A 21931-nucleotide genomic window follows, 5' to 3' on the forward strand; every position below is an offset into this window, starting at 1 on the left:
GCAAAGATGAGTAAGATGAAAAAAATCGTCGGGTGGGGCGGCGTCACGGTGATCGCCGTTGCGGTCGCCGGCGTGGTCGCCAGTTGGCAGCCGGAAATCGCGCCGCTCGCCGCCGATGCGACCCACCGTTTCAGCGAGGCGCAGATCGCGCGTGGCAAAACGTTGGCCGATCTCGGCGACTGCGCCGTGTGCCACACCCGTGCGGGCGGCGAGCGCAACACCGGCGGGTTGGCGATGGAGATCCCCTTCGGCACCATTTACACCACCAACATCACGCCGGACGTGGAAACCGGCATCGGCAGCTGGAGCTACGCGGCGTTTGAACGCGCCATGCGGCACGGCGTTGATCGGCAGGGGCGCTACCTTTATCCGGCGTTTCCTTATACCGCCTTTACCCGCACGAGTGACGACGATCTGCAGGCGCTGTACGCCTACCTGATGTCGCAGCCGCCGGTCAAGTACCGGCCGCCGGCCACCGATCTGCACTTTCCGTTCAACATTCGCCAGGGCATCTTTGCCTGGAACCTGCTGTTCCTGACGCAGGGCGCGATGCCGGAACAGGCGACCCAAAGCGCCGACTGGAACCGCGGCGCGTACCTGGTCGAAGGGCTGGGGCACTGCAGCGCCTGCCACTCGCCGCGCAACGTGTTGTTCGGCGAGAAAACCGGCGGCGAGCACCTGGCCGGCGGCGTGGCGGAGGGATGGACGGCGCCGGCGTTGACCGGCCGCTCGCCCGCGCCGCTCGCGTGGACGCAGCAGGATCTGGTCGATTTCATGCGCACCGGCTACTCGGCCAACCACGGCGTCGCCGCCGGCCCGATGGCGCCGGTGATCGAAGAAGGGCTGTCGCGCTTGCCGCAGGCCGATCTGCAGGCGATCGCCGTCTATCTGCGCAGCTATCATCCTGAAACGGCGGCGGGCGCTACGGCGACAACGTTAAACGCTCAGGCGGAGCGCCAGGTGGAGCCTCTGAGTTCGGCAGGGGCGCGGCTGTTTTCCGGCGCCTGCATGGCTTGCCATGCGCAGGAAAAAGGCGCGCAGATGGCGGGGGTGCGGCCGTCTCTGGCGCTGAACACCAACCTGTTCGCCGACGCGCCGGACAACGCCATTCGCGTGGTGCTGGACGGCATACAGCGGCCGGCGAACGCCGAGCTGGGCTATATGCCGGGCTTTCGCCATAACCTGAATGACGCGCAGATCGCCATCCTGCTCAACTACCTGCGGCAGCATTACGCCGGTCAGGCGCCGTGGCCGGAATTGGCGGCGCAGGTCAGCCGTTTGCGCGCCGAAACCGCGCAGAAATAGCCGCCTGGGGCTGGACAGCCGCGCCGCGTTGACGACAATAGACCTTTTCACATGGACAGAGGCAGTAAAATGAATACGTTAGACGCGATCCGCCAACGCCGCGCCACCAAGCAGTTCGATACGCAGCACGTGATGACGCTCGAAGAGAAAAAAGCGCTGTTGAACATTGCGCTGCAGGGCGCTCCCAGCGCGTTTAACCTGCAGCACTGGCGCCCGCTGCTGATCGAAGATCGCTCGCAGCGCGAGAAAATTCGCGAGGCGGCGTGGGGGCAGGCGCAGGTGACCGACGCGTCGATGCTGGTCGTGCTGTGCGGCGATCTGTCGAGTTGGGAATCGAAGGTAAAAACCGTTTGGGCCGACGCGGCGGAGCCGGTGCAGCAGTTCATGATCCCGGCCGTCGATCAGTATTATCGCGGTAAACCGCAGGTGCAGCGCGACGAAGTGATGCGCAGCAGCGGCATCTTCGCCCAGACGTTGATGCTGGCGGCCAAGGCGCAGGGCTACGACTCTTGCCCGATGGACGGTTTTGATTTCGACGCGGTGGGAGAGATTATCAATAAGCCGGCGCATTATCAGATCGCGCTGATGGTCGCTATCGGCAAGGCGGCGGGGCAACCTTACCCGCGCATCGGCAAGCTGCCGTTCGACGAGGTGGTGAAAACCGATCGCTTCTGAGCTGAACGGTGAATGACAAAAGGGAAGGCTTGCGCCTTCCCTTATTTTTTTATGACGCACAGTTCGTTCCAGTAACTGAAACGGATGCGCCGTTGCAGGCGGTGATGCCACATAGAACACTCCTTCTACCCTACACGGTTTAAATAAATAACACCGCGCCGGACACAAGGCGAATGCCTTATTGTGCATAGCTTGCCCGTCGGACGGGATTAACCGATTTTACCGGCCCGGTGCGCGGCGGGCGCCCATCGCCAGCCGAAGTTCATGCCCGCGGCCGCGCCGAGAATGGCCAGCGTGCCCAGCAGCTGCAACAGGCTGAGACGGTGCCCGAACGCCGCCCAGTCCACCACGATCGCCACTGCCGGGTAGATAAACGACAGCGCGCCAACCAGAGCGGTGGGGATTTTCTGGATAGCGCCATAGAGCAACGTGGACATCACCCCGGTATGCACCAGGCCGAGGGTCGCCAGCAGCAGCCAGTCGAGCGGTTCTGCGGGAAGGCGGGCCAGACCGGCGAACGGCGCCATCGCCACCGCGCCAACGGTCAGTTGAATCAACACGATGAGCTGCGGCGGCAACGCGGCCAGCTGTTTGACGATCGCTGCCGCCAGGGCGTACATCAGGGCCGCACCGAGCGCCAGCGCCACGCCCAGCAGATAGTCGCCATCGCCGCCACCGCTCTGCCGGCCGGTGACGATCAACACCATCCCGGCGAACGCCAGCAGAAGCCAGCCCAGCCGATTAGCCGTCAGTTTTTCGCCGAACAGCAGCGCTCCCAGCGCCACCAACATAAACGGTTGAACATGGTAGGTCACGGTGGCGACAGCGATCGAGGCATGCGCATAGGCGGCAAACAATAGCGTCCAGTTGAGCACCAGCGCGAGGCCCCCCAGGACGGCGAAAGCCAGCTGCCGCCGGTTGATGGCGCCTGATTTCAGTTGCCCAAGCGCGGCGCAGGTGGCCAGCATCGCCAGCGCGCCGAACGCGCAGCGCCAAAACACCACCGTGGCGGGCGGCTGCCCTAACACGATCACCGGCCAACCGACGGTGCCGGAGATCGTCATGGCGAGGATCATTTGCACTGCGCCGCGCGTTTTCGTTTTCATGTCGTTTCCCTCGCGGCCTGACCGTGCTTGTGGTGAAGTCGCTTAATCATTAAAATGAACAATCGAACATTATGATGAACATGGTTGACGGTGTTCGTCAAGTCGAACAAATGAATGGTATAACGAACAATGAGCGAGAGCCTAATGCAGAACATCACGCCGATCGGCCTCTTGTCGGCGGCAATCCGCCGTGAGCGGGAGCGATTGAACCTGTCCGTCACCGAACTGGCGAAGCGCGCGGGTATCGCCAAGTCCACGTTGTCGCAGCTCGAAGCCGGCAGCGGTAATCCCAGTCTGGAAACGCTGTGGGCGTTGGCGATGGCGCTGGATGTGCCGGTCAGCCGACTGATTTCGCAACCCAGCAGGCAGGTGCAAGTGATCCGCGCTCATGAGGGGACCGCGGCGGTGTCAGAGCAGGGCAACTACGCCGCCACGTTGCTGGCCACTTGTCCACCGGGCGCGCAGCGCGACATTTACCGGCTGCGGGTGCAGCCCGGCGAAGTCAAACTTTCCCGGCCGCATCCGCCGGGCACCGTCGAGCATGTGATCATCAGCAGTGGACGGGCGCGCCTTGGCCCGGCGGATCAGCCGCAGGTGCTGAGCGCCGGGGATTACATCAGTTACTCCGCCGATCGCGAGCACGTTTTCGAGGCCCTGGAGCCGGAGACCACCGCTGTGATGCTGATCGAGCAGGGCTAGCACGGCGTTGACGGTTCGTTTATTGAAAATGATTCTCAATTATATTAGTGTGCCCGCCTGTTTTGACGCCGGGGCAGACGCGTAGCCCGGCGTCGCCGTTTGTTGCCCTTCAAGGACCGAAGATGAAAATCGCTATTCCTTCCATACTGTTACTCGCCGGTTTGACGGCGACGCACCCGGCCACCGTGTTGGCCGCTGCACCGCCCGCCGCGGCGGATCAGGGCCAGAACGACACGGCCAACAACGATTTCAGCTTCGTGCGCTATCGCGCGGATTACCGCGTTAACGCCAACGCCACCAACGTGAAGACGGAAAGCTACGAAGTGCTGCTGAAAACCAAGGCGGCGGTCGAAAAATTCAGCCAGATCCGCCTGAGCTACAGCGAGAAAATGGAAACGCTGGAGGTGGTCGCCGCCTATACGCTGACCGCCGACGGCCAGCGCCACGATGTGGCGCCCGATCGCATTTATACCCAGGAAAGCTATTCCAGCGCCACGGCGCCGCTGTATGCCGATCGCAAGGTGCGCGTCATCGTGTTCTCCAACCTGGCGCCGGGCTCGCGCGTGGTGTACGAACTGCGCCGCACGCAGAACACCCCGTATTTCCCTGACTATTTCGGCCTGTGGGAGACGTTCAGCGTTTTCGAACAGTTCGACGACGCCGAAGTGACCCTGCAGGCGCCGGCCAAGCTGCCGATGCATATCTTCACGCGCGGCGTCGAGGGCGGGGACCAACCGCAAATCCGCAACGGCCAGGCGCACTGGCGCTGGCATTATTCGCGCAGCGCGCCGATGAAGGCGCAAAACTGGGCGGCGGACAGCTGGACCTTCAGCCCGACCATCATGGCCAGTACCTACCGCGAGTGGCCGCAGTTGGCCAAGGCCTACCAGCTGAAGGCCGGCGCGGCGGCGAAGGTGACGCCGGGCATTCAGGCGCTGGCGGACAATATCACCGCCGGTATCAGCGATCGGCGCGAGCAGGCGGAGGCCCTCTATCGCTGGGTGGCGCAAAACATTCGCTACGTGGCGGTGTACCTGGGCAACGGCGGGCTGGAGCCGAATTCGGCGCAGAGCATTCTCGATAACCATTACGGCGACTGTAAGGATCACGTGGTGATCCTGGAGGCGCTGCTCGCCGCCAAAGGCATTGAAAGCTCGCCGGTGCTGATCGGCATGGATGAAGGCCCGATCCTGCCTAAAGTGCCGCTGCTTGGCCGCTTCAATCACGCCATCACCTACGTGCCGGAATTCAAACTGTACCTCGATTCCACCAATCCCTGGGCGCGTTTCGGGCAACTGCCGGAGGGCGATTTGGGCGCGCCGGTGCTGCTGACACGCGACGCCAGGCTGGCGCGCACGCCGGGCAGCGACGAGCAGCCGGTCAAGAGCGCGCTGAACGTCGATTTCGTGTTCGACAAGGCGGGCAATCTGCGCGGACAGACCGAGCGCCGGCTGAGCGAAGTGGAAGAAATTGACCTGCGGGGCTACTTCTCGCAGATCAACCGTCAGAATCGGGCGCAGGCCGAAGCGACAATCATGTCCGCTTCCGGCATCGACGGCAACGGCGAAGTGGCGATGAACAGCGATCCGCTGGATCTCAAAAAGCAGTTCGGCTATCGCTTCCGCTTCAAGGCGGACGACTACGTCGATTTCGGCGTGGTGGGCGGCATGACGTTGCCCAACCCGCCCGGCGGCAAATCGTTCCGCACGCTGTATACCACCACGGCGGCGCCGGGCAACGAAACGCCGTTCTACTGCACCGCGCAGCGCTATGACGAAACCTACCGTCTGCAGCTGCCGGCCAACGTGCCGATCATCGCCATTCCGAAAGATCGGCAATTCCGCAATGCGGCGGGCGACTATCGCGTCGAGTGGCGGCGCGACGGGCAGCAGGTGACCGTCAATCACCGCCTGCAGGTGAATGCCATTCGCGGCAAGGAAGCGCTGTGCCAGGCGCAGGATTACCCGGCATTCCGCGAGCTGTTCCAGCAGGTGCGGCGCGGTTTCCGCGGCCAGGTGGTGTACGGTGAATTGGCCAACGGCAAATAGGCCGCTGCCCCGCCGCGCCAAGCGGCGGGGCGCACGCCTCAGTTGAACTCGCTCGCGACCTCGGACCACAGGCTGACGCGGCAGCCGCGCGCCGCGAAAGCGTCCATCTCGCGTTTGATGCCGCCGCTCTCTTGCCAACCCGGCAAGTCGAGCACGATCAACTCATCCATCGCCGCCATGAACAGGGCGTCGATCGGCGCCCACAGCTTGCCGATGGCGGTTTTGTCTAGCTCTTGCAAACACTGGTTGATCGGATGCGACATGCTGACCTGGCTAGAAACGGCGCTGCCGGCTCGCACGATAGCGGCGGCGACGTCGTTGCAGGCGATAAAGCGTTGCTGCACGACGTTGGCGTCGGTGTGGCTGTAGGGGCAGGCTAAAAATATTTTTCTCATTAGCGTTTGTTCTCTCAATAATTGTTGTCAGGGACGAAAAAAGGGCGCAGCTTCCCCGTGAGGCGGCGCCCCGTTTATTTTTATGGCTTAGGGGTAAATTTAACGAGCGGCGGCGGCGATGGCCGTCGATTGCCTTTGCGTCTGTTCTTTTTCCAGCAATTCAGCCTCCGGCACCGAAATTTTTATGGCGATCAGCACGGCGATCATGCCACCGAGGAATTTGCCCATCATGATCGGCAACACCAGCGAAGGTTGGAAGTTGGCGGTAAACGCCAGGTGATCGCCCAACGTGGCCTGTGCGCAGATGCCGAAGGCCACGCACAGCACCTTATCGCGGGCGCGCATGCCTTTGAACAGGTGATAAACGGCGATGATATTGGCCAATACCATAATAAAGCCCAGCGCGCCGGTATCCGATAAACCGAGCTTTTTACCGATAAAATGCATCGGCTTGCGGCAATAGCGCTGGAATAAATAACAAATGGGGAATGTGCCCGCCAACATAATGCCGATATAACCGGCGATCTCGATAGCGCGGAATAATTCGTCTTTGTCGGCAAATAATGGATCGAATACCCAGCCGCCGAACACCTTTTTAAACACACCGGTGAAATGCTCGATGATGCACAGCGCCAATACCAGCTTGATAAAGGCATCCGCCGCCTTGCCGAAGATCAGGAATCCTTTCACCATCGCCGCCGGCCGCAGCTTCAGCCCCAGCGCCAACAGGAAGCACAGGGCGAACAGCGGGGACAGCAGCCGCAGCGCCTGCAGCAAGTCCAGCTGCAGATAGTGCGCGGCAGGTGACGTGGTGGAGATAATCTCCCTGACCGGCAGGTTATTGAAGGTGATGGTCACCAGGGCGATCAGCACGGCGAACGGAATGCTGATCAGGCCTGCCATGGCACCCAGCGCCAGATATTTATGGTCGTCGCGGTTCAGCATGATAAGCCCGACCGGGATCAGGTACACGATGCTGGCACCCGAGGTGTAACCCACCAACATGGCGACGATCCACATGTCGCGGTTGGCGGCAATGGCGTCGGCCAGCTGATAGCCGCCCATGTCCACGGCGATCACCGCCAGCGCCGCGATCGAGGCGTCGGAGCCGAGCGCCGAGAAGAAGGGGCCGATGCTGTACATGATCAGGTAAGAGATGATCGGGATTGCGGCCATGATGCCAGCCTGGGCGAGAAACACCGGGCCGATGGCGTGAATGCCGTTGACGAATTCGCGTCCCAGCTCGCCTTCCGGTTTGACGATCGACGCCAGCGCACCGATCAGAGTGCCGGCCATGATGATATAGATGATGAAATTACCGAACTCAGCCATGGTGTTCCTCCTGCAATGAACGTAAGCCGCGCGAGCGCGCGATGATTTCCTGATAGCGGGCAAACCAGCCCGCCATATCGACCTCGGCGGGTTCCGTCACTTCATAGCGGTTGAGCACCTTGAGCGGATGTTCCACCCCCAGTCCTTTACGCGCCAACAACGCAACGCCTTGGGCGGTGATCTCCTTATTGGTGGGAGAGACGATGCGCTTTTGGATCAGGTTGGCGAGAAACTGCGTGAAATAGCGGTTGGCGGACAGGCCGCCGTCCACCGAAATGCTGTCGCCGATCGGTTTCAGTTTATCCATGGCGTTGATCACCTCGGCGGAACGCATGGCGATGCCTTCGAGGATCGACTGCAGCAGATCCTTGCGCTCGGTCTCCAGCGACAGCCCGGCCCACATCCCGGCGGCGGAGCGGTCCCAGTACGGGCAAGCCAGTCCGGAGAGCGCGGGCACAAAGGCCAGGCCGCGCGCGATGGCCGGCTGAGAGGGGAAGTCGCCGAATTCATCGAAATCGTTGAACAGGCTGATCTTTCTCGCCCAGTTAATGGCGGAGGCGGCGTTATAAACGCCGCCGTCCAGGCCATACACCGGCTCGCTGTCGGGCAGCTTCCAGCACAGCGTGGGCAACAGGCCGGACTCGCCGGCATCGATCGGGCGCGGCCCGGTGATCGCCTGTAAAAAGGCGCCGGTACCGAAGGTGATCTTCATCTGCCCCGGTTGATGGCAGCCGTGGCCGTATGTACCGGCAAACTGGTCGACGATGCAGGCCGTCAGCGGCACCGGTTTGCCGTTGAGCGCGACGTCGCCGAAGTGGCCGATGTTGTCTCTGACCTCGGGCAGGCTGTCGATCGGCACGCCGAACAAACGGCACAGCTCCTCATCCCACTGCAGGGTATGAATGTTGAACAACGAGGTGCGCGAGGCCGAGTTATAGTCGGTAAGATGCCGGCCGCACAGGTGGAACAGGAAGAAGGCGTCCATGGTGCCGAGCCGCAGGCGGCCGCGTTGCGCCAATTGCCTGGCGCCCGGGGCGTTGTTCATCAGCCAGCCCATCTTGCTGGCTGAGAAGTAGGTATCGAGCGGCAGACCGGTTTTCGCCGTCACCAGCGGCTCAACGCCTTCGCGTTTCAGCCGCTGGATCTCCGGCTCGGTGCGCTGATCTTGCCAAACGATGGCGTTGTACAGCGGCAGGCCGCTGTCGGCGTCCCAGGCCAGCAGGCTTTCGCCCTGATGCCCTAAACCGATGGCATCCACCATGTCGCACTGGCTGAGACAGCGGCGGATATTCGCCAAAATCTCCAGGGCGTCGTGTTCCACCCAGCCCGGATTGGGGGTGATCTGCTTGTGCGGCATGCTGGCCGGTGAATGGTGCCTGCCGTCTTCGCCGAACACCACGACCCGGGTGCCGGTGGTCCCCTGATCAATCGCGGCATAACGTTGATTCATCATTGCTTCGCTCTCTTATAGGTTTTGTTTTTTTATTGTGCCTGGTGTTGGTTGTGTGACTGTTTTAATAATCTATCTTCAATTTCACACATAAAAGCAACATAAATCACAAGATAAAATAACCCCGCGTGATCGACCTCATACTTTTTGCTTATCACCGCCTTTTGCGGCTTTTTTTTGGGAGTTATGTTGTTTTTGTCATTTCAAATGCGGTTATTGTGTGGTTTTATTGTGGTTATCACATCAAAACGGGACATCAGCATGATGGAAGAACAAACGGGTTGGGACATTGTCGTGATTGGCGGCGGTGTGGTCGGGTGTGCGGTATTCCGCAAATTCTGCCTGATGGGCGCTCGTACGCTGCTGTTGGAAAAAGGGGGCGATATCCTGTCCGGCGCCAGCAAAGCCAACAGCGCGCTGCTGCATACCGGCTTCGATGCGCCCAGCGGCAGCCTGGAACTGCATTGCATGCAGGCCGGGTACCGGGAATTTATCGCCATCCGTGAACGAATGAATCTGCCGCTGTTGCCCACCGGCGCGCTGGTCGTGGCCTGGGACGAGCAGCAGTTGGCGGCGCTGCCCGCGATTGTGCAACAGGCGCACGACAACGGCGTGCTGGACGTGGCGCAGATCGACGCCGCCGAGCTGTATCGCCGTGAGCCGCAGCTGGCGCCCGGCGCGTTGGCGGCGGTAGAGGTGCCGGGGGAGAGCGTGATCGATCCCTGGAGCACGCCGCTGGCTTACCTGACGCAGGGCGTTAAACACGGCGGCGACTATCGCTTCAATACCGAGGTGACCGGCGCCGAACGCTTGCCGACCGGCTGGCGGCTAACCAGCAACCGGGGCGAGTTTCACGGCAAAATCGTCATCAACTGCGCCGGCAATCAGGGCGACCGGGTAGAAAGTTTCTGCCATCAGCCCGAGTTTGAAATTCGCCCGCGCAAAGGGCAGTTCCTGGTGTTCGACAAGGCCGCCGCCGGGCAGGTCAACGCCATTATCCTGCCGGTGCCGACGGCGATCACCAAAGGGGTGCTGCTGTCGAAAACCATCTTCGGCAATTTGCTGCTCGGGCCGACCGCCGAAGAACAGCAGGATCGCGAGACGGCGACGGTGGACGAAACCAAAATGCGCGAGCTGATCGAACAGGGGACGCGATTGCTGCCCACGCTGGCGAATTACAGCGTCACCGCCAGCTATGCCGGATTACGCCCGGCGACTGAACAGAAACACTACCGCATTCAGCACTATCCCGATCGGCAGTGGATCTGCGTGGCGGGCATTCGCTCCACCGGCCTGACGGCGGCGCTGGGCATCGCGCAATATGTGGAACAGCTCTATCGCGACCACTTTACGCCGTGCTTCACGCCAAAAACGCCGGAGACCGTGTATTGGCCGCAAATGCCGATGCTTGCCGACTACGCGCTGCGCGATTACGCGCGCCCGGACAACGGCGGCATCGTTTGCCACTGCGAGCTGGTGACCCTGCGGGAGATCGAGGCGGCGTTCGATTCCGCCGTGCCGCCAGAGTGCATCGGCGGGCTGCGGCGCCGCACGCGCGTGATGATGGGGCGCTGCAACGGGTTTTATTGCAGCAGCCGGGTGGCGGAAATGGTAGGCGATCGTTTTGGCCAAACGCTGGCCGTAGGGAGCATTGATGAAAACTGAGTATCAGGTGGCGATTGTCGGCGCCGGGCCGGCGGGGATCGCGGCGGCGACCGCGCTGCGGCAAGCGGGGATCGAGGATGTGGTGCTCCTGGAACGGGAACGGCAGGCGGGCGGCGTGCCCAGACACTGTCGGCACCCCACCTTTGGGCTGCAAACGTTTTATAGGCCGATGCTGGGATCCACCTATGTCGATAAAATACTGGCGCGCGCCGGGCAGGTGGAGATCCGTACCGGCGTGACGGTGCTCGCCATCAAGCCGGACGGCGAGCTGACCATCACGGACTGCCGCGGCGTCAGCACCTTGAAAGCGCAGCGGGTGATCCTGGCGACCGGCGTGCGCGAGACGCCGCGCCATCCGCGACTGGTGAGCGGGCTGCGGCCGCAGGGCGTACTCACCGCCGGTGCGCTGCAGCAGTTCGTCTATCTGCGCGGGCTACAGCCGGGCAAGGCGCCGGTGGTGATCGGCACCGAGCTGGTCAGTTTCTCCGCGCTGTGGACGCTGCGTAACGCCGGCGTGCGCGCCGTCGCCATGATTGAAAGCGGCGGCAGACCCGTCGCCTGGCGTCTGAGCGCGCTCTATGCGCGTCTGATGGGAGTGCCGATCCACTACTATTCACGTGTGACCGATATTGCCGGCCGCGATCGGGTTGAATCCATAGAAGTGGAAAATCGCCAGGGGGAGAAACGGCGCATCGCCTGCGACAGCCTGATCTTCACCGGCCGCTTCACCGGGGAGTATACGCTGATCCGCCAGAGCCACCTGGCGCAGCGGCCGGACAGCGGCTGTCCGTTGACCGATCAGTTCGGCCGCTGTTCCGACGCCGCCTATTTCGCCGTCGGCAACATGTTGCACCCGGCGGACATGGGCGACCAGTGTTATCAGGAAGGGCTGCGCGTCGGCGAGGCCGTTGCCCATTCGCTGCAGCGCACGCTGCCGCCGGCGCGGCAAATCCTGCCGGTGCGGCACGACGAACGGATACGTCTGACTGCGCCCGCCCGTGTGGCGCTGATCGGCAATCCCGCCACGGTCACGATCAATATGCGCGTGGAACAGGCGGTGTCCGGTTCGGTGGTGGTGCGGTTGGGGGAGAAAGTGCTGTACCGCAAAACGCATCGTTGCCTGCCTGAACGGCGGATCCTGCTGCGCAATATCGTCTTGCCAGCCGAGGCTGAGCGTGATGCGCTGCACATCAGCATAGAATCCGCCGGGTGAACGACGGCAACGGCTTGCGTCTAACGCCCTGAAACCCGTAGTATTCCGTCAGTTAACGCCGCAAGTCTCGGCGGAGGCAGTCACTCTTACTAAAGGCAGCGAGTGTAATGTGAATGGATATCTCTAATTCCGTGGAAAGGCGCAATGAAATACTGGCGCTGATCCAGGCCAACGGCCGGGTTTACGTGAATGAGCTGGCGGATAAATTCCAGGTTTCGCAGGAAACCATTCGGCGCGACCTGAACAAGCTGGAAGACTATCGGCTGATCAAGAAGATCCACGGCGGCGCGGTGAGCAGCCAGTTTAAATTCGAGCATGAATTCAACGAGCGGGCCAAAATCGCCGAGGCCGAGAAGCGCGCCATCGCGGAGAAAGCGGCGACGCTGCTCCAACCGGGCGATACGGTGTTCGTGGATTTCGGCTCCACCACGCTGGAGTTTGCCCGGCAGTTGGCGACGATCGATCAACTGACGGTCATCACCAACTCGCCGCTTATCGCCAACGTCTGTCTGGAAAATGACTCCATTGACGTGGTGCTGATCGGCGGGCAGTTCATCGACTCCAAAATGGCGTGCCTGGGCGCGATCGCATTGAATAATATCGAGGCGTTTTTCGCCGACTACGCCATCATCGGCGCCGGCGCGGTCAATCTGCAGACCGGCGTGATGGATCAGAACGTCAATGAAGCGGCCATCGCGCGCAAAATGATTGCCCAGAGCCGCAAGTGCATCGTGCTGGCCGACGAAAATAAGCTGCGCGGACATGCGATGACGCTGGTGGCCAAATGGCCCGAGGTCGATTATCTGGTGACCTCCGACAGCGGTAACGCATTAGAAGGCTTGGTTTTCCCCGCCAACGTTAATGTGTTGGTGGCGCAGGTCTAGTGCCGACATCCATTGCCGGTTCTGTTTACCAGGACAGTGTCCGGCAATGGCGTTTTAGCTCATCGATGAACACCCTGACTTTTTTCGGCACGTATTTTCTGTTGGCATAATATACCCACATCGGCGGTAGGGGCCGGCAAATCCCGGGCATGATTTCTACCAACGAACCTGCATCAAGCTCCTGTTTTACCCGGTGACGCAAAAAGACGTGTGCAATGCCAATTCCGGCGCGGGCCGCCTCAATAATCGCTTCCGTATTATCGGTAATGAAAATGCCGGGCATATCGAGATCTTGCGTTTTTTCGCCATCGCGCAGTGACCATTTATGTAAAACGCCGCGATCGGGAAAGCGAAAGCGTATGCAGCGATGTTGCTGCAGCTCGCCAATATTATTCGGCGCACCATATTGTGCAATATATTCCGGTGTAGCGATTAATGCACATGGCAGAGCCGGTGTTATTTGCACACCGATCATGCCCGGCAGCAATTTGTCTGCCAGACGAATGCCGATATCAATGCGTTCCTGAATAATATCCACCAGATGATCTTCGTAATTTATTTCCAGCGATATCTGTGGATAGCGACGATTGAATTCCGCCAGGAAAGGGGCTTTAAGCAATTCCTTCGCCATCTGCACTGCAGTGATGCGCAGATGCCCTGACGGCATGTCCTGGCTCTGATTCAAGCCTTCGCGAGCATTAAGTATATGTTGATAAAAGGGCGCTACGTTGTGATAAAACCATTCGCCGGCTTCGGTGAGGCTGACGCTGCGGGTCGAGCGGTGGAACAGCTTGACCGCCAGCTCGGTTTCAAGCTGGCTAATTCTCTGGCTCACCGCGGCGGGTGTCACGCTCAGCATCGCAGCCGCCCGTGAAAAATTGCCGGTTTCTACCACGGTGAGGAACAGGTGAATGCCATTAAGTGGGTCTTGTCTATTCATTAGATAAACTAACAACTGTTGTCAGAAGAGTGGGCATTGTTCATATCCTAACGCAACTTTATAGTTTTCCCCACTTTCGCATTAATGGGGTTTCCGCCATGTCAGTCTCGTTATCGTTGGATCATGCCCAGCGAATTATCGCCATCGGGGTCGCGACTGCACAGCAGTTGGGAGTGGCAGTATGCATTTCCGTCTTTGATTCCGGTGCCAACCTGATCGCCTTTGTACGCATGAACGATACCCCGCTGGGGGCCATCGATTTGGCCCAAAGAAAAGCCAAAACCTCGGCGTTGTTTCGCATTCCCAGCGCCGATTTGGGGCTGCTTTCCGGCTCGGGACAGGAGCTGTGGTCTATTGAACACAGTAATCAGGGGCTGGCTTCTTTCGCCGGCGGGATGCCGATTTATTCATCCGAGGGTGAATTTATTGGCGCAATAGGTATTTCAGGAGCCAAATCATATGAGGATGCACATATCGCTGAAAAATGTCTGCAATAAAAACGTCGACACAACACATTATTAATTACGCCATTCATTATTGACTGCTAACCATTCTGCTTCGGCAGAAGGAGGGCGCATGCATGAAATAACCCGCAGGAAATTTATTATCGGCAGCGGCGCACTGGCGGCGGCGGCGGTATTGCCGACGACGACAGACGCTGCAAATAGTATCAAGATGAAAAGAGGAAATAATTCCATGGTAAAGAAAACAGTATTAATTACGGGCGCGGGATCAGGTTTCGGCCAGTCCGTTTCACTGGCGCTGGCTGCCCGAGGGCATCATGTGATCGCCGGAGTGCAACTTACGCCGCAAGTGACCCAGCTGTTGGAACTCGCCAGGCAGCACGGCGTTTCGTTACAGGTTGAAAAACTGGATATACTGGAGCCCCGCGATCGTGAATATGCCTGGCAATGGGACGTCGACGTATTGTTCAACAATGCCGGGATCGCCGAAGCCGGCGCGGTTGCGGAAATGCCCATTGACGTGCTTCGCTCTCAGTTTGAAACCAATGTGTTTTCCAGTATGGCCCTGACACAAGGCTTCATTAAGCGGATGGTCGCCCGCAGAAGCGGTAAAATCGTGTTCGTCTCTTCGGTGGCGGGGCTATTAACCGGCGCGTTCACTGGCGCTTATTGCGCCTCCAAGCATGCGCTGGAAGCCATCGCCGAGGCTCTCCACATGGAATTGGCTGAATTTGGGGTGAAGGTCGCCACGGTGAATCCGGGGCCTTATCTGACCGGTTTCAACGATCGCATGATGGAAAGCTTCAGGAAATGGTATGACCCAAAGGTGAACTTTATCGATCACAGCAAGCTGAAATTTCCTTTCGACCAGTTTGATCCGCAGGAAATGGTAGACAAAATGGTCAGCGTAATTGAAGAAGATGATGGACTGTTCCGCAATCTGTTGCCGGAGTCTTTCATCCAGGTAGTGAAGGATGATCAAAGCAACGGCTGGACACGCAAGCAGTGATGAGGGATGAGGGCCGGCTATCGCCGGCCTCTTTTTTAATTCACCACCAGCCCCACGCCGCGGCCGCGCGGATCGGACGCGGTTTCCGGCGTGCGGCCATCGACGCGTATGACCTGAATATCCCCCATGTTCCAGCCCTGGTCTTCGAGGGTGTAGCCCATGGCCTTCAGCTCGTCCGCCGGTTTGCCGGTCAGCGGCGCAAAGCTGTCATAGTAGACGGTGTCCTTCGGCAACAGCTGATGGTGCACGCGCTGGGCGGCCACCGCCTGCGCCAGCGGCAGATGGTAATCGTAGAGATTGTTGATCACCTGAAAGATCGAGGTGAAGATGCGCGATCCGCCCGGCGTGCCGATCACCAGGGTGACGTCGCCGTCGCGGGTGATGATGGTCGGGCTCATCGAGGAGAGCATGCGTTTGCCCGGCTCGATGGCGTTGGCGTCGCTGCCCACCACGCCAAAGGCGTTGGCGACGCCGGGTTTGGCGCTGAAGTCGTCCATCTCGTCGTTGAGCAGGAAGCCGGCGCCTTTGACCACCACGCCGCTGCCGAAGTCCCAGTTGAGCGTATAGGTGTTGCTGACCGCGTTGCCGGCCGCATCGACGATCGAGAAGTGGGTGGTTTGGTGGCTTTCCAGCCCCGGCCGCACCTGCTCGGTCGGCGAGATCGCCGTCGGGTTGATCTCGGCGGCGCGTTTTTGCAGGTAGTCAGGGGCGATCAGCTGCGCTTCCGGCACGTTAGTGAAATCCGGGTCGCCGAGGTAGTCGGCGCGATCGGCGAACACGCGTTTTTCGATTTCCGCCAGCAGGTGGATATAGCGCGCCGAGTTCAGCGGCACGCCCTTGAAGTCGGCGGCGCGATCTTCTTTTATCCCCAGCAGCTGCGCCAGCGCGATGCCGCCGGAGCTGGGCAGCGGGGCGGTATACACGGTGTTGCCGCGCCAGCTGATGCGCATCGGTTCACGCCATTTCACCCGATAGTCGGCCAAATCCGCCGCGCCGATCAGCCCGTTATCGCGCTGCATTTGCGCCACCAGCAGGCGGGCGGTTTCGCCGTGATAAAAATCGTCGGCGCCCGATTTGGCGATGCGCTCAAGGGTGGCGGCCAGCTCCGGCTGTTTGAACACCGTGCCGGGCTTCATGGCGCCGAAATAGTCGCCGAAGTTGGTTTTACCGGCAAACAGCTTGTTGGCGTCTTCGCGGTACTGATACTGCTGATCCGCCACGGTGAAACCTTGCCGGGCGTAGCCGATCGCCGGCGTCAGCAGTTCGGCCCACGGCAGCTTGCCGAAACGCTTGTGGGCTTCCCACAGCCCCAGCACGGTGCCCGGCACGCCGGCGGCGCGACTGCCCACCAGGCTGAGATTCTCGATCACTTCGCCTTTCTCGTTCAGATACATAGTTTTGCCGGCGGCCTTGGGCGCCACTTCGCGGTAGTCGAGGAAATAGGGTTTGCCGTCGACGTACAGCGTCATAAAGCCGCCGCCGCCGATATTGCCGGCTTCAGGGTAGGTGACCGCCAGGGTAAAGGCGGTGGCGACCGCCGCATCGACCGCATTGCCGCCGGCCTGCAGAATGTGCGCGGCGACTTTTGCGCCATACTGATCCGGAGCGGCGACCGCGCCGGCGGTCAGATCGGCGGCAAAGGCGGCGGGAACGGTGCAGGCCAGGGTCACACTCAGAGCTATCGTTTTCAATAAACCGGCAGACATAGAAGATCCTTTTAGCGATGTTCAGTTATCAGGTGAATTCAACTAATTATTTTTGAAACAGCGGGTTAGCGCGTTTTATTCGGGCTGTTGCGGCGCTTTATTGAAAGTAGCAGCGGCCAGGCGGGGCCGCCTGACCAGAGTAGCAAATCGTGATATGGCGCGTTATGCGTCGGCCGGCAGCGTCGATTGCAGCCATTGGCAGAAGTGCCGGGCGAGCGGATTGTGTTCGCTGTCGCGATGCAGCAGCCACGCCCAGTTGGCGCCGCGCACGCGTTGCTCGGTTAACGGATGCAGCAACCCGGCGTCACGCGCTTGCTGCGCCAGCAGCTGACTGACCAACGCGATGCCCAGCCCCTGGCAGGCGGCATCCAGCAGCAGGCCGGGATCGGAGAAATTCAGCCCGCTGTCGCGCTGGCCGACGTGCGCGCCGCCCGCCACCGTCCAGTGGCTCCAGTCCATTTCGCGTTCGCCGTGCAGCGTGACGCGCTGCTCCGCCGCCAGCGCCAATAGGCTGGGGTGGCAGGCGGGATAAAGCCGGTCGGTGCAGAGAACCTTAAAGGTGCAGTCCGCCTGCGCGCTGAGATCGTCGCGGATCGCCAAGTCGATGCTGTCCGTCGCCATATCCGGTGGCTCGAAGCTGGTGAAGAGCCACAGATCTATCTGCGGATGCCGCTGGTTGAACTCGCCCAGCCGCGGCGTCAGCCAGTGGCGGGCAAAGGCCGGCGTCGTGTTGACGATCAACTGATTGGGTTTGCGGTATTGGTCCAGACGACGAATGCCGACGGCCAATTGTTGCAGCATCACCTGCGCGGTGCTGAACAGATCGTGGCCGGCATCGGTCAGCGTTACGCTGCGGCCGGTGCGGAAAAACAGCGGCTGTTCCAGAAACGCCTCGAGGCTGCGGATCTGCTGGCTGATCGCCGACTGGGTAAGGTGCAGCTCTTCGGCGGCCTGATGAAAACTGCCCAGACGCGCCGCCGCTTCAAAACCGCGCAATGCGCTTAACGGGGGCCAGTGTTTTAACATTATCAATAAGCCTGTCTAATCAGATATCCACTAAATATATCGTTTGTCGCAGCGGCAGGGGAAGACTAGCATGAGATTCAATTCCCGGAGAGCGAAAAAACCGGTTAACCAGTTGAATTTAAATTAATTAAAAGAGGGCATTTATGTCAACGCGCCGCACCTTTATCAAGCAGCTTTCGGCGGTGGCCGGCGTTGGCTTGACGGCATCATTGGGTATTTCGTTACGCGGTCACGCAAAAGCTGCGCTTAATCCGACCTGGCGCTTGCCGGATGAAGGGGAACCGCAGCAGAGGGCGTTTATCGCGTTCGGCGCGCAGCGCGCGATTTGGGGCGACTTCACGGCGGACGTGCGGGCAGCGCAGGGGCGTATCGCCCGCGCCATCGCCGAATTTCAGCCGTTGACGGTTTTTTGCCGCGAGCGTGAACGGCAATTGGCCGAGGCCACCTGCGGCAGTCACAACGTCAGCTATGTCGTCACCGAGCTGGATGATATCTGGATGCGCGACATCGGCGCCAATTTCGTCGTCAATGATGCCGGCGAACTGGGCGCGGTGGATTTCAATTTCAACGGCTGGGGCGATAAGCAGCAACATGCCAGGGATGCGCGTCTGGCAGGGTTTGCCGCCAGGCGATACGGCGTCCCTCAACCACGCCGCAGCGCACTGGTAGGCGAAGGCGGCGGCATTGAGGTGGATGGGCGCGGCACCGGCATCATGACCGAGAGCAGTTGGGTGAATGCGAACCGCAACCCTGGCTGGAGCAGGGATCGGGTTGAGCAGGAGCTGAAGGCGATGCTCGGCCTGCGTAAAATTATCTGGCTGCCGGGCATTAAAGGCCGAGACATCACCGATGCCCACGTCGATTTTTACGCCCGTTTCGTGCGGCCGGGCGTGGTGGTGGCCAATCTGGACACCGACCCGGCCTCTTACGATCATGCGGTCACCCAGACGCATCTGGCGATCCTCAAGACGGCGACCGACGCCGACGGCCGCACGCTGCAGGTGCATACGCTCTCGCCGCCGCGGGCACCGCGCGACAGCCGTTTCAGCCGCCGCAATCCCGATTTCGCGGCGGGCTACATCAACTATTTCGTTATCAACGGCGCGGTGATCGCCCCGGAGTTTGGCGACCCGCAGGCGGACAAGGCGGCGTTTGAACTGCTGTCGGCGCTCTATCCGCAGCGCAAGGTGGTGCAGTTGGAGATCGACGCGATCGCCGCCGGCGGCGGCGGCATTCACTGCGTGACCAGCCAACTGCCGGCGCCTGGCAAACCAGACTAGTGAATGTTCAAAAAATGCGCACGCGGTTGTTTGTCGCCATAGGCTGTGGTTGGCTGAGTGGAAACAGAAGGAGGCCATAATGAACGACTCATCCTTGAGCATTCCCACCTGGTATCGCGATCCGCACGCAGAGCAGGCCATGGCCGAAGGCCATGCGCCCATCTGGCGGCATCTGCTGAGCCTGGTGCCGGAACGCGAACTGTCCGGCGTCAGGGTGCTGGACTTCGGCTGCAATCAGGGCGGTTTTTTGCGCCTGTTGCATCAAATTCGGCCATTTAGTGAGGGGATCGGCGTTGATATCGCCCGCCAATCCGTCGAACAAGCCAACCGCCTGAAAGGAAACCTGCCGATCGTTTATCAGACCGACACGCGGTTGACGGGTTATGAGAACCACTTCGATATCGCCTTCAGTCATGAAGTCATCTACCTGATTGAAGATATCGCGCAGCATGCCGCCGATATGCTGCGGGTGCTGAAGCCGGGCGGCGTTTATTATGCGGTGACCGGTTGCCACACCGACAACCCGCTGTGGCCGCAATGGCGCGAAAGGGTGGCTGAACAGACGCATACCGTGGTGCAGGATCGTTCTCTGGACGATTATGCGCGTATTTTCTCCGCCGCGGGGTTCCAGGTCTCTGCCCGCAGGCTGGGTTTTTCCGGCTTCGTTCCCTATGAGCCGGACGGCTGGATGCCGACTATTTCGGCAGCGATCGACTACTATTGGCACACCAAAACGGTGTTTAGACTGGTTAAACCCTAAAAATCCCACGCGGCGCTCGGTACGCCGCCGCTGACGAGATAAGATGACGAAATTTATGATGGACCAAGACGCTAAAACAATGGACTTTCGTTTAATCACACGGTTGTCCCTGCTTATGGGGGCGCTCTTGACGCCTGTTGGAGGGGCCACTGCGGCCATGCTTACGCTCGAGAATCAGGATCCGGCGGCGGTGTACCTTATTCAGGATGCGAAGCTGATTCAGGAGCGTGAGGGGGTGAAGATCGCCGAGCGCTCATACCGTTATTTCGAACTTAAGCTCGCCGACAATCTCCAGTATGAAGGTTATATCACCCGCTGCGCCGACGACTATGCCGATAAATTGAATGAACAAGATCGGCGTGAATTAAACCGCTGCACTGAGCAGGTGATCGACGACCTGGATCGGTTGATGGAAAAGACCGCCAACGTGACGTTCTACGATGGCGGCACGCAAAACGTTTATCGGGGCGAAGAACATTCAACGCCTTATTATTACTATTCGTTCGCCCGCGTGGCCAATTATTATCAAACCGACGATGGGCGCCATCCCCTGTATGGCCTGGTTTATCGCTGCAAGCAGCCGGCGAGCGATGCTCATCGGGAGCAAGAGCCTGATACAACTGAAGCGGCGCCGCCCCCGGCTGAAGTGGAACGCTTTATTGCATTGGCTAAAAACCGCTGCGCCAATGTGCTGAAACCACGCTGAACGAGATTGCGCCACCGTTTACCGCTTCGAAAAGATTTTACGCAATCCTTACGCAACCCTTTCAGAAGCGCATTCCGGCATTCGATATATTGAGAATAGTCATTCTCAATAGGATCGTATTGCAATGCAGAGGAAAACGCTTTTGGCGCTGGGGCTTTCGCTGTCGCTGGCCGCCTGCGATGGGCAAAACGCCGGCGCGCCGACGGGCGCAGGCGGTGAACGGGAGGTCGGCGTCGTCACGCTGCGCGGCCAGTCTGTAACCCTGAGCAGCGAGTTGACCGGCCGGGTTAACGCCACCATGACCTCCGACGTGCGGCCGCAGGTCGACGGCATCATCAAGCAGCGGCTGTTTACCGAAGGGGCCGAGGTGAAAGCCGGGCAGGTCTTGTATCAAATTGACCCCGCCAGCTATCAGGCCAGCTACGATCAGGCCGCCGCCCAGCTGAAAAACGCTCAGGCCACGGTGCAATCCACCCGGCTCAAATCGCAGCGCTATGCGGCGCTGGTGAAAGAGAACGGCGTTTCCAAACAGGACGCAGACGACGCCAAAGCCGCGTATCTGCAGGCCGTGGCGTCGGTGGCGCAGTATCAGGCGGCGCTGGAAACGGCGCGCATCAATCTCGCCTATACCCAGGTGCGGGCGCCGATCGCCGGCCGCATCGGCATTTCGTCGGTGACGCCGGGCGCGCTGGTCACCGCCGGCCAGACTGATGCGTTGGCCACCATCCGTGCGTTGGATCCGATCTATGTCGATCTGACCCAGTCCAGCGCCCAGTTGCTTAAACTGCGCCGTCAGCAGGCCGCTTTGCAGCGCGGTGCGGTCACGCCGGTCGCCATCAAGCTGGAGGACGGCACGCCTTATGCCCACGCCGGCAAGCTGGAGTTGAGCGAGGTGGCGGTGGATGAGGCCACCGGTTCGGTCACGCTGCGCGCGGTGTTCCCCAACCCCGAACATGAGCTGTTACCCGGCATGTACGTCCACGCCACGGTGGATAACGGCGTCGATCCCAAAGCCATCCTGGCGCCGCAGCAGGGCATCACCCGCAACGCCAAAGGGGAAGCCACCGCGTTGGTGGTAAACGAGCAAAACAAAGTGGCGCAACGCACCGTCAGCGCCGAACGGGTGGTGGGCAGCAACTGGCTGATCGACAGCGGGCTGAACGACGGCGATCGCCTGATCGTCGAAGGCACCAGCAAGGTGACGATCGGCGCCGCGGTGAAGCCGGTAGACGTCTCGGTCGACAAAACCCAACGCGGGGAGCAATGAT

General features: G+C 60.4%; 20 protein-coding genes. 13 read left to right on the forward strand and 7 right to left on the reverse strand.

Annotated features, from left to right (window positions below; genetic code table 11):
• The first annotated feature begins 6 nt into the window (after positions 1–6).
• Complete coding sequence (locus ACJ8M3_RS05415) at positions 7–1305, forward strand: c-type cytochrome (RefSeq protein WP_096242269.1); 1299 nt, start codon at positions 7–9, stop codon at positions 1303–1305.
• A 69-nt stretch (positions 1306–1374) separates the two neighbouring features.
• Positions 1375–1980, forward strand: a complete 606-nt coding sequence (locus ACJ8M3_RS05420; RefSeq protein ID WP_033650353.1) for a nitroreductase family protein — start codon at positions 1375–1377, stop codon at positions 1978–1980.
• A 209-nt stretch (positions 1981–2189) separates the two neighbouring features.
• Here the strand turns inward: ACJ8M3_RS05420 and ACJ8M3_RS05425 are convergent, their stop codons facing one another.
• On the reverse strand, positions 2190–3086 hold the full coding sequence (locus ACJ8M3_RS05425) for a DMT family transporter (RefSeq protein WP_046687078.1): 897 nt from the start codon (positions 3084–3086) through the stop codon (positions 2190–2192).
• Positions 3087–3215: 129 nt separating this feature from the next.
• Here ACJ8M3_RS05425 and ACJ8M3_RS05430 point away from each other — a divergent pair, with 129 nt between their 5' ends.
• Together ACJ8M3_RS05430 and ACJ8M3_RS05435 are read left to right on the forward strand one after the other, a co-directional pair.
• Positions 3216–3785: a helix-turn-helix domain-containing protein gene (locus ACJ8M3_RS05430; RefSeq protein ID WP_033643138.1), complete on the forward strand. Its 570-nt coding sequence runs from the start codon at positions 3216–3218 to the stop codon at positions 3783–3785.
• 122 nt (positions 3786–3907) lie between these two features.
• A complete protein-coding gene (locus tag ACJ8M3_RS05435; protein ID WP_046687077.1) occupies positions 3908–5833 on the forward strand; it encodes a DUF3857 domain-containing protein in 1926 nt (641 codons plus the stop codon).
• Between the two features lie 38 nt (positions 5834–5871).
• On the opposite strand, the gene ACJ8M3_RS05440 is transcribed toward ACJ8M3_RS05435, so the two are convergent.
• The 3 genes from ACJ8M3_RS05440 to ACJ8M3_RS05450 form a co-directional block, all read right to left on the reverse strand.
• The gene (locus ACJ8M3_RS05440) at positions 5872–6228 is read right to left on the reverse strand and encodes a DUF1937 family protein (protein WP_442514621.1); all 357 of its coding nucleotides are present in this window, start codon (positions 6226–6228) and stop codon (positions 5872–5874) included.
• A 99-nt stretch (positions 6229–6327) separates the two neighbouring features.
• Positions 6328–7560: an ethanolamine utilization protein EutH gene (gene eutH, locus ACJ8M3_RS05445; RefSeq protein WP_033643135.1), complete on the reverse strand. Its 1233-nt coding sequence runs from the start codon at positions 7558–7560 to the stop codon at positions 6328–6330.
• A complete protein-coding gene (locus ACJ8M3_RS05450) occupies positions 7553–9013 on the reverse strand; it encodes an FGGY-family carbohydrate kinase (RefSeq protein ID WP_046687076.1) in 1461 nt (486 codons plus the stop codon). Before ACJ8M3_RS05450 ends, eutH begins: the two co-directional genes overlap by 8 nt.
• A gap of 258 nt (positions 9014–9271) precedes the next feature.
• Between ACJ8M3_RS05450 and ACJ8M3_RS05455 the strand changes: the two genes are divergently transcribed.
• From ACJ8M3_RS05455 to ACJ8M3_RS05465, 3 genes are all read left to right on the forward strand, one after another.
• Entirely contained in the window at positions 9272–10675 is a 1404-nt protein-coding gene (locus tag ACJ8M3_RS05455) for an NAD(P)/FAD-dependent oxidoreductase (protein WP_442514622.1), read from the forward strand.
• Positions 10665–11888, forward strand: a complete 1224-nt coding sequence (locus ACJ8M3_RS05460; protein ID WP_033643132.1) for an FAD-dependent oxidoreductase — start codon at positions 10665–10667, stop codon at positions 11886–11888. Before ACJ8M3_RS05455 ends, ACJ8M3_RS05460 begins: the two co-directional genes overlap by 11 nt.
• A gap of 113 nt (positions 11889–12001) precedes the next feature.
• Positions 12002–12772 (forward strand): DeoR/GlpR family DNA-binding transcription regulator, encoded by a 771-nt coding sequence (locus ACJ8M3_RS05465; RefSeq protein WP_033643131.1) that lies wholly within the window; start codon positions 12002–12004, stop codon positions 12770–12772.
• 25 nt (positions 12773–12797) lie between these two features.
• Here the strand turns inward: ACJ8M3_RS05465 and ACJ8M3_RS05470 are convergent, their stop codons facing one another.
• Positions 12798–13712 carry a LysR substrate-binding domain-containing protein gene (locus ACJ8M3_RS05470; protein WP_046687074.1) on the reverse strand — a complete coding sequence of 305 codons (915 nt, stop codon included), beginning with the start codon at positions 13710–13712 and terminating at the stop codon, positions 12798–12800.
• Positions 13713–13810: 98 nt separating this feature from the next.
• Between ACJ8M3_RS05470 and ACJ8M3_RS05475 the strand changes: the two genes are divergently transcribed.
• Positions 13811–14209 (forward strand): GlcG/HbpS family heme-binding protein, encoded by a 399-nt coding sequence (locus ACJ8M3_RS05475; protein WP_046687073.1) that lies wholly within the window; start codon positions 13811–13813, stop codon positions 14207–14209.
• A gap of 79 nt (positions 14210–14288) precedes the next feature.
• Complete coding sequence (locus ACJ8M3_RS05480; RefSeq protein ID WP_232096191.1) at positions 14289–15185, forward strand: SDR family oxidoreductase; 897 nt, start codon at positions 14289–14291, stop codon at positions 15183–15185.
• Between the two features lie 35 nt (positions 15186–15220).
• On the opposite strand, the gene ggt is transcribed toward ACJ8M3_RS05480, so the two are convergent.
• Both ggt and ACJ8M3_RS05490 read right to left on the reverse strand, forming a co-directional pair.
• Positions 15221–16891 carry a gamma-glutamyltransferase gene (ggt, locus tag ACJ8M3_RS05485; protein WP_046687072.1) on the reverse strand — a complete coding sequence of 557 codons (1671 nt, stop codon included), beginning with the start codon at positions 16889–16891 and terminating at the stop codon, positions 15221–15223.
• A gap of 162 nt (positions 16892–17053) precedes the next feature.
• Positions 17054–17917, reverse strand: coding sequence for a LysR substrate-binding domain-containing protein (locus ACJ8M3_RS05490; RefSeq protein ID WP_033650363.1), 864 nt, complete (start codon positions 17915–17917; stop codon positions 17054–17056).
• 143 nt (positions 17918–18060) lie between these two features.
• Here ACJ8M3_RS05490 and ACJ8M3_RS05495 point away from each other — a divergent pair, with 143 nt between their 5' ends.
• From ACJ8M3_RS05495 to ACJ8M3_RS05510, 4 genes are all read left to right on the forward strand, one after another.
• The gene (locus ACJ8M3_RS05495; RefSeq protein ID WP_089197072.1) at positions 18061–19197 is read left to right on the forward strand and encodes an agmatine deiminase family protein; all 1137 of its coding nucleotides are present in this window, start codon (positions 18061–18063) and stop codon (positions 19195–19197) included.
• A 79-nt stretch (positions 19198–19276) separates the two neighbouring features.
• Positions 19277–19957 carry a class I SAM-dependent methyltransferase gene (locus tag ACJ8M3_RS05500; RefSeq protein ID WP_047575157.1) on the forward strand — a complete coding sequence of 227 codons (681 nt, stop codon included), beginning with the start codon at positions 19277–19279 and terminating at the stop codon, positions 19955–19957.
• A gap of 43 nt (positions 19958–20000) precedes the next feature.
• Entirely contained in the window at positions 20001–20663 is a 663-nt protein-coding gene (locus ACJ8M3_RS05505) for a hypothetical protein (protein ID WP_127897185.1), read from the forward strand.
• 124 nt (positions 20664–20787) lie between these two features.
• A complete protein-coding gene (locus ACJ8M3_RS05510) occupies positions 20788–21930 on the forward strand; it encodes an efflux RND transporter periplasmic adaptor subunit (RefSeq protein WP_047575160.1) in 1143 nt (380 codons plus the stop codon).
• Position 21931: the final 1 nt, after the last annotated feature.

It is taken from the genome of Serratia sp. CY55921 (assembly GCF_052167655.1).
GTDB lineage: Bacteria > Pseudomonadota > Gammaproteobacteria > Enterobacterales > Enterobacteriaceae > Serratia > Serratia ureilytica.

Coding starts and splice junctions, on each gene's coding strand:
- ACJ8M3_RS05415 (WP_096242269.1), top strand. CDS start 7: ATGAGTAAGATGAAAAAAATCGTCGGGTGGGGCGGCGTCACGGTGATC.
- ACJ8M3_RS05420 (WP_033650353.1), top strand. CDS start 1,375: ATGAATACGTTAGACGCGATCCGCCAACGCCGCGCCACCAAGCAGTTC.
- ACJ8M3_RS05425 (WP_046687078.1), bottom strand. CDS start 3,086: ATGAAAACGAAAACGCGCGGCGCAGTGCAAATGATCCTCGCCATGACG.
- ACJ8M3_RS05430 (WP_033643138.1), top strand. CDS start 3,216: ATGAGCGAGAGCCTAATGCAGAACATCACGCCGATCGGCCTCTTGTCG.
- ACJ8M3_RS05435 (WP_046687077.1), top strand. CDS start 3,908: ATGAAAATCGCTATTCCTTCCATACTGTTACTCGCCGGTTTGACGGCG.
- ACJ8M3_RS05440 (WP_442514621.1), bottom strand. CDS start 6,228: ATGAGAAAAATATTTTTAGCCTGCCCCTACAGCCACACCGACGCCAAC.
- eutH (WP_033643135.1), bottom strand. CDS start 7,560: ATGGCTGAGTTCGGTAATTTCATCATCTATATCATCATGGCCGGCACT.
- ACJ8M3_RS05450 (WP_046687076.1), bottom strand. CDS start 9,013: ATGATGAATCAACGTTATGCCGCGATTGATCAGGGGACCACCGGCACC.
- ACJ8M3_RS05455 (WP_442514622.1), top strand. CDS start 9,272: ATGATGGAAGAACAAACGGGTTGGGACATTGTCGTGATTGGCGGCGGT.
- ACJ8M3_RS05460 (WP_033643132.1), top strand. CDS start 10,665: ATGAAAACTGAGTATCAGGTGGCGATTGTCGGCGCCGGGCCGGCGGGG.
- ACJ8M3_RS05465 (WP_033643131.1), top strand. CDS start 12,002: ATGGATATCTCTAATTCCGTGGAAAGGCGCAATGAAATACTGGCGCTG.
- ACJ8M3_RS05470 (WP_046687074.1), bottom strand. CDS start 13,712: ATGAATAGACAAGACCCACTTAATGGCATTCACCTGTTCCTCACCGTG.
- ACJ8M3_RS05475 (WP_046687073.1), top strand. CDS start 13,811: ATGTCAGTCTCGTTATCGTTGGATCATGCCCAGCGAATTATCGCCATC.
- ACJ8M3_RS05480 (WP_232096191.1), top strand. CDS start 14,289: ATGCATGAAATAACCCGCAGGAAATTTATTATCGGCAGCGGCGCACTG.
- ggt (WP_046687072.1), bottom strand. CDS start 16,891: ATGTCTGCCGGTTTATTGAAAACGATAGCTCTGAGTGTGACCCTGGCC.
- ACJ8M3_RS05490 (WP_033650363.1), bottom strand. CDS start 17,917: ATGTTAAAACACTGGCCCCCGTTAAGCGCATTGCGCGGTTTTGAAGCG.
- ACJ8M3_RS05495 (WP_089197072.1), top strand. CDS start 18,061: ATGTCAACGCGCCGCACCTTTATCAAGCAGCTTTCGGCGGTGGCCGGC.
- ACJ8M3_RS05500 (WP_047575157.1), top strand. CDS start 19,277: ATGAACGACTCATCCTTGAGCATTCCCACCTGGTATCGCGATCCGCAC.
- ACJ8M3_RS05505 (WP_127897185.1), top strand. CDS start 20,001: ATGACGAAATTTATGATGGACCAAGACGCTAAAACAATGGACTTTCGT.
- ACJ8M3_RS05510 (WP_047575160.1), top strand. CDS start 20,788: ATGCAGAGGAAAACGCTTTTGGCGCTGGGGCTTTCGCTGTCGCTGGCC.